General features: G+C 64.3%; 11 protein-coding genes and 1 tRNA gene. 7 read left to right on the top strand and 5 right to left on the bottom strand.

The features are described 5' to 3' along the window. Positions 1-153: 153 nt before the first annotated feature. Positions 154-1,311: an XdhC family protein gene (locus tag JLZ96_RS18755; RefSeq protein ID WP_201010944.1), complete on the bottom strand. Its 1,158-nt coding sequence runs from the start codon at positions 1,309-1,311 to the stop codon at positions 154-156. Positions 1,312-1,457: 146 nt separating this feature from the next. Here JLZ96_RS18755 and JLZ96_RS18760 point away from each other — a divergent pair. The 3 genes from JLZ96_RS18760 to JLZ96_RS18770 all read left to right on the top strand — a co-directional run bounded on the left by JLZ96_RS18760 (position 1,458) and on the right by JLZ96_RS18770 (position 3,849). Beyond that, positions 1,458-1,530, top strand: a tRNA-Arg gene (locus JLZ96_RS18760). A 70-nt stretch (positions 1,531-1,600) separates the two neighbouring features. After that, entirely contained in the window at positions 1,601-2,743 is a 1,143-nt protein-coding gene (locus tag JLZ96_RS18765) for a N(5)-(carboxyethyl)ornithine synthase (RefSeq protein ID WP_094715899.1), read from the top strand. Further along, the gene (locus tag JLZ96_RS18770; RefSeq protein WP_094644332.1) at positions 2,740-3,849 is read left to right on the top strand and encodes a class I SAM-dependent methyltransferase; all 1,110 of its coding nucleotides are present in this window, start codon (positions 2,740-2,742) and stop codon (positions 3,847-3,849) included. Before JLZ96_RS18765 ends, JLZ96_RS18770 begins: the two co-directional genes overlap by 4 nt. Before the next feature lie 68 nt (positions 3,850-3,917). Here JLZ96_RS18770 and JLZ96_RS18775 read toward each other — a convergent pair whose 3' ends face one another. From JLZ96_RS18775 to JLZ96_RS18785, 3 genes are read right to left on the bottom strand one after another with little or no spacing between them, the layout of a single operon-like run. After that, positions 3,918-4,154 carry a hypothetical protein gene (locus JLZ96_RS18775; protein ID WP_027497606.1) on the bottom strand — a complete coding sequence of 79 codons (237 nt, stop codon included), beginning with the start codon at positions 4,152-4,154 and terminating at the stop codon, positions 3,918-3,920. Positions 4,155-4,177: 23 nt separating this feature from the next. Beyond that, positions 4,178-5,362 (bottom strand): acyl-CoA desaturase, encoded by a 1,185-nt coding sequence (locus JLZ96_RS18780; RefSeq protein WP_032368223.1) that lies wholly within the window; start codon positions 5,360-5,362, stop codon positions 4,178-4,180. 45 nt (positions 5,363-5,407) lie between these two features. After that, positions 5,408-6,520: a ferredoxin reductase gene (locus JLZ96_RS18785; protein WP_032368224.1), complete on the bottom strand. Its 1,113-nt coding sequence runs from the start codon at positions 6,518-6,520 to the stop codon at positions 5,408-5,410. 195 nt (positions 6,521-6,715) lie between these two features. On the opposite strand from JLZ96_RS18785, the gene JLZ96_RS18790 reads away from it, so the two are divergent. Beyond that, positions 6,716-7,342, top strand: a complete 627-nt coding sequence (locus JLZ96_RS18790; RefSeq protein ID WP_027497609.1) for a TetR family transcriptional regulator — start codon at positions 6,716-6,718, stop codon at positions 7,340-7,342. Between the two features lie 35 nt (positions 7,343-7,377). Then, positions 7,378-8,199 carry an alpha/beta fold hydrolase gene (locus JLZ96_RS18795; RefSeq protein ID WP_201010945.1) on the top strand — a complete coding sequence of 274 codons (822 nt, stop codon included), beginning with the start codon at positions 7,378-7,380 and terminating at the stop codon, positions 8,197-8,199. Here the strand turns inward: JLZ96_RS18795 and JLZ96_RS18800 are convergent. Further along, entirely contained in the window at positions 8,196-9,518 is a 1,323-nt protein-coding gene (locus JLZ96_RS18800) for an MFS transporter (protein ID WP_201010946.1), read from the bottom strand. The genes JLZ96_RS18795 and JLZ96_RS18800 overlap by 4 nt on opposite strands. An 83-nt stretch (positions 9,519-9,601) precedes the next feature. On the opposite strand from JLZ96_RS18800, the gene JLZ96_RS18805 reads away from it, so the two are divergent. After that, positions 9,602-10,129 (top strand): PadR family transcriptional regulator, encoded by a 528-nt coding sequence (locus JLZ96_RS18805; RefSeq protein WP_027497612.1) that lies wholly within the window; start codon positions 9,602-9,604, stop codon positions 10,127-10,129. After that, on the top strand, positions 10,099-12,171 hold the full coding sequence (locus tag JLZ96_RS18810; protein WP_201010947.1) for an NADPH-dependent 2,4-dienoyl-CoA reductase: 2,073 nt from the start codon (positions 10,099-10,101) through the stop codon (positions 12,169-12,171). The genes JLZ96_RS18805 and JLZ96_RS18810 overlap by 31 nt, the downstream gene beginning before the upstream one ends. Positions 12,172-12,192: the final 21 nt, after the last annotated feature.

The raw sequence follows: 12,192 nt of genomic DNA on the forward strand, positions 1-12,192 counted from the left end.
TGGTTGTCGAGCGGGGATCTGCACTGCCCGTACCCTCGTCCGACCGCACATCGCCGGTGGAGTCCCCGGCGTGCGACGGGTCGGTCTTGTCGAGATCCGGTGTGGCCATACCACCAGAGTAAGAGGTGTTCGGCAGTACTCGAAACGCGAGTCCTACACAGCGTCGTACTTTGCCCCGTCCTCGGCGTCCAGCGAGTCGTGGTGGATGCGTCCGTGCTGCTGCCGGAGAGGCGTGCCGCTCCCGCCCCATCTCTGGGCGATGATCTCCGCCGCAATGGACACCGCGGTCTCCTGCGGCGTGCGTGCACCCAGGTCGAGTCCGATCGGGCTCGACAATCGCGCGAGTTCGGTCTCGGTCACTCCTGCCGCCCGTAACCGGGCGATGCGGTCGTCATGGGTTCGCCGCGAGCCCATCGCTCCGACGAACGCCAGGGCCGGAATCCGCAACGCCACTTCGAGCAGTGGCACATCGAACTTCGGGTCGTGAGTCAACACACAGACCACGGTCCTCTCGTCCAACTCCCCCGCCGCCCACTGTTGGTTCAGGTAGTCGTGCGGCCACGCGACCACCACCTGCTCGGCAGCGGGAAAGCGCTGCGGGGTCGCAAACACGGATCGGGCGTCGCAGACGGTGACGCGGTAGCCCAGAAAGGCACCCTGCTGCGCAACCGCCGCAGCGAAGTCGATGGCACCGAACACGAGCATTCTCGGCGACGGCGCATGACTGGACACGAACACCTGCATTCCCCGACCGCGGCGCTGGCCGTCGGTTCCATACGTCAGAACAGTCGAACGTCCCGCTGCAAGTAGCCCTTTCGCGTCGTCGGCAATGGCGGCGTCGGCCCGCGAGCTGCCGAGGGAACCGCGAATACCCGACTCCGTCAGAACTGCTCTCCGACCGACCCGTGTTGCGTCGGCATGAGCGATCACGGTGGCCACTGCAACCGGGACGTTGCGGCGCACGTTCGCCACGACGTCACCGAACTCGGGAAAGGTGTGCTTCGACACCGCCTGCACGAACACATCCAGCGTTCCCCCACACGTGAGCCCGACTGCGAATGCGTCGTCGTCCGACACCCCGTATCGAGTGAGTATCGGGGTACCGGACTGCATCACGTCCTGCGCCGACTCGTACACGGCACCCTCGACGCAGCCGCCGGACACCGAACCGGCGACCGCACCGTCCTGGCCGACCATCATCGACGCACCCACAGGACGCGGCGCGGAGTCGAATGTCTGCACGACCGTTGCCACCGCGGCCGCGTCGCCGGTCTGCCAGGCGTACAGCAGCTCGTCCAGAATGTCGTGCATCGAACCTCCTTCGGGTGCCGGCCGGAACGTCTACGACATCACAGGCTTCCCCCTGCACTGCTCCCTCAACCCATGCCGGTGTGATCGCCGTAGGCGGAAAGGTACACTCGTCAACCGTGCTCGAGCGGGCCTGTCCGCGCGTGCCAGCCTCCGTAGCTCAGGGGATAGAGCAAGGGCCTTCTAATCCCTTGGTCGCAGGTTCGAATCCTGCCGGGGGCACCCTCTGACCAGCGCGAACGCTGGCCGACTCGCGTTACTGTGGTTGACTTCGCGTAACGAAGGGTTACACGTGCATCAGCTCACTCTCGGAGTCCTCTCACGTTCGCGCAAGCCCGATGAGCGTCGACTACCGATTCATCCTCTTCATTTCGATCGCATCGACGCCGACATTCGAGGCCGAATGTTCCTCGAATCCGGCTACGGCGAACCGTTCGGAATCTCCGACGAGCACCTGGCCACGCAGGTCGCGGGTATCGGCACCCGCGCCGAGCTCATTGCTCTATGCGACGTGATTCTGCTGCCGAAGCCTCAGGCCGAAGATCTCGAGTCTCTTCGACCCGGCCAGACGCTCTGGGGTTGGCCGCACTGTGTGCAGGACGAAAGGCTCACCCAGATCGCTGTCGATCGCAAACTCACGCTGATCGCCTTCGAGGCCATGAACCACTGGACGCAGGACGGCTGGTTCAATCTTCATGTGTTCCACAAGAACAACGAATTGGCCGGGTACTGCTCGGTGCTGCACGCATTGCAGCTGATCGGTTCCACCGGGGACTACGGCCGCAGGTTGCGGGCCGCTGTCATCGGTTTCGGAGCCACGGCTCGCGGCGCGGTCACCGCGCTCAGTGCACACGGGATTCACGACGTCGATGTCCTCACTCAGCGTGGGGTCACGGCGGTGGGTTCGCCGATCCACTCGGCCAACATCGTCAATTTCGATCTCGACGACGCCGATCCCCGCCAGAGCCGAGCTCTGACTCCCGACGGTCGAATCCCACTCTCGCAGTTTCTGTCCGACCACGATGTGATCGTCAATTGCGTACTGCAGGATACGAACTCACCACTGACGTTCCTGACGAACGAGGACCTGCCCACATTGACTCCGGGCACCCTGGTCGTGGACGTCTCGTGTGACGAGGGAATGGGATTCGAATGGGCTCGGCCCACGTCGTTCGCCGACCCGATGTTCACCGTCGGTGACAACGTGCACTACTACGCCGTCGACCACAGCCCGTCCTATCTGTGGAATTCGGCGACGTGGGAGATCAGCGAATCGTTGCTGCCTTACCTTCGCGTGGTTCTCGACGGGCCCGCAGCGTGGAGCGAGGACGTCACCATCGAGCGTTCCATCGAAATCAGGGAGGGTGTCATCGTCAACCCCAATATCCTTGCCTTCCAACATCGCAGTGCGGAGTACCCGCACACTGCAGCATGAGCGTCACGTGGGTCGAGGACGGCATCGAACGGTCCGCGCGATGGCAGTCGGAGAACGGTGCGCCGCCACCACGGGTGGTGCGGATCGTCGACGACGCGACGACGGCGGACGTGGCCTACAAGCTGGCGACGATCGGCGAGTCTCTGCTGTGGCGTGGCGATTACAACAACGCTCGCCAGCTCCTGTCGGCCATGACGCGGCGGGTACCACCGGCCACACAGCCCGAGAACGCGTCGCCCGCCGAGCGGTTCCACCTGCATCGTCAGTACCAGGCGCGGCGCGCACGGGTATTGGGAATGCTTCTGGTGCAACTCGATTCGGACCTACGGCTCGATCTCGGCCGAGCGCCGGAGGTGCGATCGGCCGTAGCGGAAGCACTGGGTCCCGATGCCTCGGCCTGCGTCCTGTCACTACGGGAACTGCTCGGGATCATCGGCGCACACGAGTGGCGCCGCAAGGGAGTGTTCGTGCCGGCGCTGGACGCGTCCGTTCATCCCCACTACGGAGTGTTCTCGCCTGTCCGCGGTGAGTACATCCAGCTCGTCGCCGACGCACCGCTACCTGCCACGGACCGGGCTTTCGACATCGGGACGGGCTCGGGTGTGCTGGCTGCGGTACTCGCGCGCCGGGGCGTACCTGCGGTGGTGGCGACCGACAAGGACCTCCGATCGGTCGCGTGCGCCCGCGCCAATCTCGACGCACTCGGGTACAGCGATCGGGTCGAGGTGGTGCAGACCGACATCTTCCCGAGCGGCCGCGCGGGATTGATCGTCTGCAACCCGCCGTGGATCCCCACCAAGCCGACGTCGGGGATCGAGCATGCCGTCTACGATCCCGGTTCTCGCATGCTCAAATCGTTCCTCAGCCGCCTCGGCGGGCATCTGACGCCCGACGGCGAGGCCTGGTTGGTGTTGTCCGACCTCGCCGAGTTGCTCGGATTGGTCACGCGCACAGACCTTCTCGCGTCGATCGACAAGGCCGGCCTGACCGTCGTCGACCGGATGGACACCGTGCCATCGCATTCTCGAGCGACCGACGCCTCCGATGTTCTGCACGAAGCTCGGTCGCGCGAGACCACGTCACTGTGGAGACTGCGCCGCCGCTAGCCATCCACGCCCGACACGAGAAAGCCGCCCGAGCAATGCTCGGGCGGCTTCGTCGATCGTGCGGTGAGTCAGTGCCGGTCGCGGGTCTCGAACTCCCCGTTGATCACGGTGCCCAGCGGCGCATCACGCTCGGCCTTCTTCGCGGCCTCACGCATTTCGATTCCATCGGTGATCAGATCACCGATCTCGCGAGTGACGTCACGGACCGCTCCGGCGATGATCACCACGATTCTGCCGACGTGTGTCGCCGCAGACTCGGTGAAATCCTGCACGGTGTCCTTGTTGCGCTCGAACCTTCCCACCACCAGGACCGCCCCCTTCGAAGTCGTCACGCTGCGTCGGTCTTCTTACGCTCGACGATAACACTGGCCGGCGCAGCCGATCCGGTGAGCGAGTTGGGCAGAGCGAGCTTGAAGATCTTGCCCCACACGGTGCCGATCTGGTGGAAGAAGCCGCCGGTGTTGTACGGCAGGTCGTACTTCTGGCACAGAGCCTTGACCTCGGGTGCGATCTGCGGGTAGCGGTGCGCGGGAAGATCCGGGAAGAGGTGGTGCTCGATCTGGTGCGAGAGGTTGCCGGACATGATGTGGAACAGCGGCGAACCCTCGATGTTGGCCGATCCGAGCATCTGACGGACGTACCATTCGCCCCGGCTCTCGTCGGCGGTCTCTTCCTGACTGAAGGTCTGCACCCCCGTCGGGAAGTGGCCGCAGAAGATTATCGAGTACGTCCACACGTTGCGGATCAGGTTCGCAGCAACGTTGCCGACCACGGTCGAGGCGAAGAACGGCCCGGTCAGAGCGGGAAAGATGACGTAATCCTTGAGAGCCTGCTTGCCCGCCTTGCGCCACATTCCCTGCAGCAACGGCTTGACGTCGTGCCACTTCCTCTTGCCGGCGACGATGTTCTCGGTCTCGAGGTCGTGCAGCATGACGCCCCACTCGAAGAACGTCATGAGCAGGAATGCGTAGACGGGGTTGCCCAGGTAGTACGGGTTCCACTTCTGGTCCTGATCCATGCGCAGGATTCCGTACCCGATGTCGCGGTCCATGCCGACGATGTTGGTGAACGTGTGGTGCATGTAGTTGTGCGAGTGCTTCCACTGGTCTGCCGGGCAGACGGTGTCCCACTCGAACACCTCGGAGTTCAGACCCGGCTCACGCATCCAGTCGTACTGGCCGTGCATGACGTTGTGGCCGATCTCCATGTTGTCGAGGATCTTCGCGACGCCGAGTGCGCCGACACCGGCGAGCCATGCCGGCGGGACGAAAGGCAGGTACATCAGTGCGCGTCCGGTGATCTCGAGCCCGCGCTGCGCCTTGATGATCTTGTAGATGTATTCGCGGTCCTCGTCGCCCAGTTTGGCGACGGTGCGGGCCCGCAGGTCGTCGAGTTCGCGGCCGAGCTCTTCGACCTGTTCGTACGTCAGTACGGTCGGCTCGTCGGGCAGCGTTTCGTTGCGTCGGAAGGGAATGACGGCGGTGGGCAGGATCGAGAGAATCGTTCCGAGCATCTGCTGATCTCCAATTCGATCGGGTGGTGGGCGGGAGCTCCGGGACTAGATGTCGATGTCGACGTCGCCGACGGCAACGGACACACAGAGCTGGATCTTCTTGTCGGATTCGGTGTCGGTCTCACCGGTCTTGATGTTCTTGGTGCAGCCGGACTTCTTCACCGAGGTGCACGTGAAGCAGATGCCCATTCGGCACCCGTTGGCCGGCGACAGACCGGCTCCCTCGGCTTGTTCGAGCAACGTTGCACCGTCGTTCTCGGCGGCGACGTCACTTCCGGAGAACGTGGTGGTTCCCGTGACGTCGTCGCTCACGGTGGCGAAGGACGGTGTGAATTCCTCGAGGTGCAGTCGGTCGCCGAGCCCTGCGTCGTCGAAGAACGACGTCACGCCCTTCATCAGCCCGGGTGGACCGCACAGGAAGGTGTCCGCGTCTGCGAACCACGGCGCCACGGCGTCGAGATGCTCTTTGCCGAAGAACCCGTGCAGGTCCCCGCCGGTCGTCTGCTCGGTGTACGCGAAGACGAGGTTCACGTTGTCGTGCTCGGCGGCGATCTTCTCGAGCTCCTGCTTGTACGCGACGTCGTTCTCGGTGTACGCGTAGTGCAGGAAGGTCAGGTCGCTGCTGTACCCCTCGTCCAGCAGCGACCTGAGCATGGACAGCACGGGCGTGATGCCGCTGCCGCCGCTGATCAACAGCGTGCGCGCCGGGCGTGGCTGGGGAAGCTTGAACGTGCCGTCCGCCTGCGACAGGCTGACGACGAGGCCGACGTGGGCGTTCTTGTGCAGATACTGCGAGACCAGCCCCTCGGGGTGCGCCTTGATCGTCAGCTCGATTCGGCCGTCCTTGCGGTACTGCGAACAGGCCGGCGAGTAGCAGCGAGTCTGACGTACGCCGTCGATGACCACCCCGACCTGAACGAACTGGCCGGCCTGAAAGCCCTTCCACTGTCGGGTGGGGCGGATGGTGAGCGTCAGCGAATCTTCGGTGGACCGGTGTATCTCGGTCACTTCGCCGCGCAGATCACGAACGGTCGTCATGGGGTCGACCAGCTCCAGGTACCGATCGAGCGCGTGGGGCGTGGCCATGGCCTCGAACAGGGAAAGAAGCGAGAACTTGCGCGAACCCGTGGGTCGCGTCGGACGTTCTTGAAGCGTCATTCCATCCTCCCTAACCGGATCGAACCCTACGACCCATTCAGTGAACGATTGTGCACTAACATGAGTGTGACAGAGCGACACCGGTACCTGTCAACGTTTATGTGACCGCCATTACAGACCTCATGTGAAGTTCACGGGGACCGCGGAAGCAACCGGAGGGGAGATCACAGAGTGCCCGCCCATAAACTGGACGCCGTGACAGAACCGGGTACCCGCGCGGAGCGCAAGGAGCGCACGCGGCAGGCCTTGATCGACGGCACACTCGATCTGCTTCGCGAACGGTCGTTCGCGAGCGTGAGCCTGCGTGAGGTCGCGCGGTCCGCCGGCATCGTCCCCACCGCGTTCTATCGACACTTCGCGTCCATGGAAGACCTCGGGGTCGCGTTGGTCGAGGACAGCATGCGCATGCTGCGCCAGATGCTGCGCGACGCCAGACGCAACCCGAGTACCAAGACGGCCACCGAATCCTTCGGCATCCTGGTTCGTCAGGTCCGCAGCCACGAGGATCAGTTCCGCTTCCTCAGTCGCGAGCGCTACGGCGGAGTCACCGAGGTACGTCGCGCGTTCGCCACCGAGCTCCGGCTGTTCGTCAGCGAGCTGACCATCGACCTCTCTCGCATGCCCGGTCTCGAACGATGGGACGTCTCCGATCTCGAGATGACGGCCGACCTCCTGGTCTCGACGATGCTGACGGCGGTGGTCGGTCTGTTGGAAATCGACCGACCGGGTAGTCAGAACGAGAAAGACCTCATCGAACGCACCGAGAAGCAGATCCGGATGATCATGCTGGGGATGAGCAAATGGGAACCGCGACGGGCCTGACCGTCGGGCACGAACGCGAGCCGCGAAGGAGCATCATGACCACCGAGGTACACATCGGCGAGTACACGTTCGAGCTGGCGCAGGCAGGTCCCGTCGACGGCGTACCCGTCGTTGCGCTGCACGGCTTTCCACAGACCAACGCGTCGTGGTCGCGGGTGACCCCCGAATTGACGGCCGCGGGTTGCCGCGTCCTGGCCCCCAACCAGCGGGGCTACTCCCCCGGTGCCCGACCGATCGGCGTCGAGCACTACCGCATCGAGCGTCTCACCGAGGACGTCCTCGGCCTGCTCGACGCCTTCGACCTGAACTCGGCGCACCTGGTGGGTCACGACTGGGGTGCTGTGGTCGCCTGGCATGTCGCTGCCGAACATCCCGACCGCGTCCGAAGCCTCACTGCCGCATCCGTTCCGCATTCCGCGGCGTTCAACTGGGCCATTCGCGAGGACCCGGACCAGCAACAGCGGTCACAGTACTTCGGTTTGCTTCGCGAACCCGAGAAGGCCGAACGAGTACTGACCGAGAACGACGCCCAACGGCTCCGCGCGATGTTCGGAGCCGAGAGCCTCAACGACGAATACGTTCGCCATCTGACGGTGCCGGGAGCACTGACCGCTGCGTCGAGTTGGTATGCCGCGATGACGCGGGAGTTCGCGAACCTACCTGCGGTGACGGTGCCGACCACCTACTTGTGGAGCAACGGCGATACCGCCATCGGTCGAGCCGGCGCGGAGCGCTGTGGCGAGTTCGTCGATGCGCCGTACCGATTCGTCGAACTCGACGGCATCTCCCATTGGATCCCCGAGGTAGCCCCCGACAGACTCGCAGCCGAGATCTTGGATCGTATCGGGTCGGTCTAAACCTGTTCCGGGGCGCGAACTTTGAGCAGTGCCAGCAGCCCGGCGGCGAGAACGATGATCAGCCCGGCGATACCCGCGCGGTCGGCGTCGAACATCCACACGAACAGCCCGAACAGCGAGGGCGCGAGAAACGACGCGGCCCGACCCGTCGTCGCGAACAGTCCGAAGAACTGACCCTCGCGCCCGGGCGGTGCCAGTCGGGCCAGGAAGGTACGCGCAGACGATTGCGCGGGCCCCACGAACAGGCACAGGATCAGCCCGAAGATCCAGAACATCGTCGGTCCCGACACGAACAGCAGAATGGTTCCGGCACCGATCATGGACGTGAGCGAGAAGACGATGACCTTCTTGGGTCCGATTCTGTCGTCGAACCGCCCGGCGACGATGGCACCGAGGCCTGCGATGACATTGGCGGCGACGCCGAACAGCAGTACGTCCGCCGCGCCGATGCCGTAGACGCTGACGGCGAGAACGGCTCCGAAAGTGAACACGCCCGCCAGTCCGTCTCGGAACAGTGCGCTGGCGATCAGGTAGTAGACGGCACGCCGGTCTGCGCTCCACAACTCGCGCACATCACGAAAGAGAACGCGATAGGACTCCGCGAAGCCGGCCTGTGCCGCCTCGGGGTCGGCGATGGCCCTGGGTACTTCGGGAACTGCGAACATCACCGGGATGGCCGAGACCGCGAACCAGACGGCCGCCAGCACGGCGACGAGCCTGATGTTGAGCCCTCCGTCGGTGCTCAGCCCCAGCAGGCCCCGAGTGTCGCCGTCCCCGACGATGAAACCGAGGTAGCACAGAAGCAATAGGACGATGCCACCGAAATAGCCCATCGCCCAACCGAATCCGGACACACGTCCGATATTGGCCGGGGTGGAGACCTGCCGCAGCATCGAGTTGTACGGAATACTGGCCAGCTCGAACATGATGGATCCGAGACCGAGCAGCAGCAGCCCGAGCCACAGATAGTGGTAGTCGTCCTGTACGAAGAACAAGCCGGCCATGGCCACGACCGTCAACGCGGTCAATAGCCCCAGCAGCCATTTTCTCTTGCCGCGGGCGTCGAAGCACTGCCCGCACACCGGTGCCAGCAGTGCGATGACGACGCTCGACAGCGCGATGGACCAGCTGAACCACGTGGTCGCCGAGATGGATCCGGGTAGGTCGTCACCTACGGCATCGGTGAGATACACCGAGAACACGAACGTGAGAATGACGGCATTGAACGCGGCCGATCCCCAGTCCCAGAACCCCCAGGCGGTGACCTGCTTACGCGTTGTGGCGACTCCGACGACAGCGGCCTCCGGCTGGGTTCCCATGGTTGCCAACACTAGCCCGCGACGGGCCCACGTTTGGGTGCACCTAGTTGCATAGTCACCACGTTGCATACATACTCTCGGGTGTGGCTTTGGAACACGCGATTCTGGTCTCCCTCACGGAGCTGAGCGGCTCGGGGTACGAGCTCGCCCGACGGTTCGACAAGTCCATCGGCTTCTTCTGGAGTGCAACTCATCAGCAGATCTACCGCACTCTGACGCGGATGGATGGAGCGGGCTGGATCACCGGCGAGGCAGTCGCGCAGGACGGCCGACCCGACAAGAAGGTCTATTCGGTCAGCGCTGCGGGCCGCGCCGAGCTCGATCGGTGGATTGCTGCGCCGACCGATCCCTCGCAGCTTCGCGAGGAACTCGCAGTGAAGATTCGCGGTGCCGCCAACGGTGACATCGAAGCGTTGAAAGTCGAAGTCGCCCGCCACCGCGACGTACATGCCACCCGTCTCGACGTGTATCGACTGATCGAGAAGCAGGACTTTCCGGCCCCCGCTGCCCTGACCGGTACCGCGCTGCATCAATACCTGGTGCTCCGCGGCGGGATTCGTGTCGAAGAAGGATTCACCGAATGGTGCACCGAGGTATTGGAGAAACTGTGAAGACCGAGCAGACCACTGGTCCGTACCCGATTCTGTTGTCGCCGTTGGACGTCGGCGCAACCACGCTGAAGAACCGCGTGATCATGGGATCGATTCACACCGGCCTCGAAGATCGCGCCCGCGACACCGGCCGCCTCGCAGCCTACTTCGCCGAGCGTGCCCGCGGCGGAGTCGCACTCATCATCACCGGGGGTTACGCCCCCAATCGCACCGGGTGGCTGTTGCCGTTCGGGGCCAAGCTGACCAACCGCATCGAGGCCCGTCGGCACCGCAGGATCACCACTGCCGTGCACCGCGAAGGCGGCAAGATCGCGCTCCAGATCCTCCATGCCGGACGCTATTCCTACCAGCCGCTGAGTGTGTCGGCATCGTCGATCAAGGCTCCCATCAATCCTTTTCGGCCCAGGCGATTGACCTCGAGGGGCGTTCGCTGGCAGATCAGAAACTTCGTGCGGTGCGCCCGACTCGCACAGAGCGCCGGCTACGACGGCGTCGAAATCATGGGCGGCGAAGGCTACTTCATCAACCAGTTCCTCTCCGAGCGCACCAACAAGCGACGCGACGAATGGGGTGGTTCTGCGGAGAACCGTCGCCGAATGGCAGTCGAGATCGTGCGACAGACTCGGGCTGCGGTTGGCCCGGACTTCCTCATCGTGTTCCGGCTGTCGATGGCCGACCTCGTCGAGGAGGGCCAGAGTTGGAACGACATCGTTGCCCTCGCCGAGGACGTCGAGGCCGCAGGCGCGAACATCATCAACACCGACATCGGCTGGCACGAATCGCGGGTGCCGACCATCGTCACCTCCGTCCCCAGGGCGGCGTTCGCCGACATCACCGGCAAGCTCGAAAAATACGTGAGCATCCCCGTCGCCGCGTCCAACCGCATCAACATGCCCGAGATCGCCGAGAACATCCTCGCCCGCGGCGACGCGCAGCTGATCGCGATGGCCAGGCCGATGCTCGCCGATCCGTTCTGGGTCGAGAAGGCTGCTTCCGATTCCGCGGATCGAATCAACACCTGCATCGCCTGCAATCAGGCCTGCCTCGACCATGCCTTCGTACACAAGAAGGTCTCGTGCCTGGTCAACCCTCGCGCCGGTCGCGAGATCGACCTGCAGTTGTTGCCGACTAAGAAGACCAAGAAGGTGGCGGTCGTCGGGGCCGGGCCCGCCGGACTGTCTGCGGCGCTCACCCTTGCGCAACGCGGACACGCCGTCAGCCTGTTCGAGGCCAGGAGCGAGATCGGCGGCCAATTCGGTATCGCCCGTCTGATTCCCGGCAAGGAAGAGTTCGCCGAGACCATTCGCTACTTCTCCACCGCTCTGCGCGACGCGGATGTTGCGGTACACCTCGATACTCGGGTTACCGCCGCAGAACTCGCCGCGGGCGAATTCGACGAGGTGGTCCTGGCCACCGGTGTCACTCCCCGAATGCCGCAGATCCCAGGTATCGATCACCCGTCCGTGCTCTCGTACGCGGAACTGGTACGCGACGGTAGGGCCGTCGGCGACCGGGTCGCGGTCATCGGTGCCGGCGGTATCGGCATCGACATCTCCGAGTTCCTCACCACCGACGCCTCCCCCACGCTGGATCTGAAGGAATGGAAGCAGGAGTGGGGAGTCACCGAGCCCGAGGCCGCGCCGGGCGCGTTGACCACCCCGGTGCCTGCCGCATCTCCTCGGGAGGTCTACCTCCTGCAACGCAAGCCGGGACGTATCGGGGCCGGTCTCGCGAAGACCACCGGGTGGGTCCACCGCGCAGCATTGAAAGCCAAAGGCGTGCATCAGCTTTCGGGGGTGAACTACGAGAAGATCGACGGTGCGGGCCTGCACATCTCGTTCGGCGAGAAGCACGAACGCCCACGCTTGCTCGAGGTCGACACCATCGTGATCTGCGCGGGCCAGGAGTCGGTCCGCGATCTGGTCGACGAGCTGAAGGCCGCGGGCACCACCACACACATCATCGGCGGTGCGGACGTGGCGGCAGAGTTGGACGCGAAACGGGCGATAGAGCAGGGCACCCGGCTCGCGGCCACGATCTGATCTGTCCGCTAGCCTGTCTCA

This window comes from Rhodococcus sp. NKCM2511 (genome assembly GCF_014905595.1).
In the GTDB taxonomy this organism is placed as follows: Bacteria; Actinomycetota; Actinomycetes; order Mycobacteriales; family Mycobacteriaceae; genus Rhodococcoides; species Rhodococcoides fascians.

Bases quoted from the DNA above. Each gene is read 5' to 3' on its own strand.
- JLZ96_RS18755 (WP_201010944.1), bottom strand. From the start codon at position 1,311: ATGCACGACATTCTGGACGAGCTGCTGTACGCCTGGCAGACCGGCGAC.
- JLZ96_RS18770 (WP_094644332.1), top strand. From the start codon at position 2,740: ATGAGCGTCACGTGGGTCGAGGACGGCATCGAACGGTCCGCGCGATGG.
- JLZ96_RS18780 (WP_032368223.1), bottom strand. From the start codon at position 5,362: ATGCTCGGAACGATTCTCTCGATCCTGCCCACCGCCGTCATTCCCTTC.
- JLZ96_RS18785 (WP_032368224.1), bottom strand. From the start codon at position 6,520: ATGACGCTTCAAGAACGTCCGACGCGACCCACGGGTTCGCGCAAGTTC.
- JLZ96_RS18795 (WP_201010945.1), top strand. From the start codon at position 7,378: ATGACCACCGAGGTACACATCGGCGAGTACACGTTCGAGCTGGCGCAG.
- JLZ96_RS18800 (WP_201010946.1), bottom strand. From the start codon at position 9,518: ATGGGAACCCAGCCGGAGGCCGCTGTCGTCGGAGTCGCCACAACGCGT.
- JLZ96_RS18810 (WP_201010947.1), top strand. From the start codon at position 10,099: ATGGTGCACCGAGGTATTGGAGAAACTGTGAAGACCGAGCAGACCACT.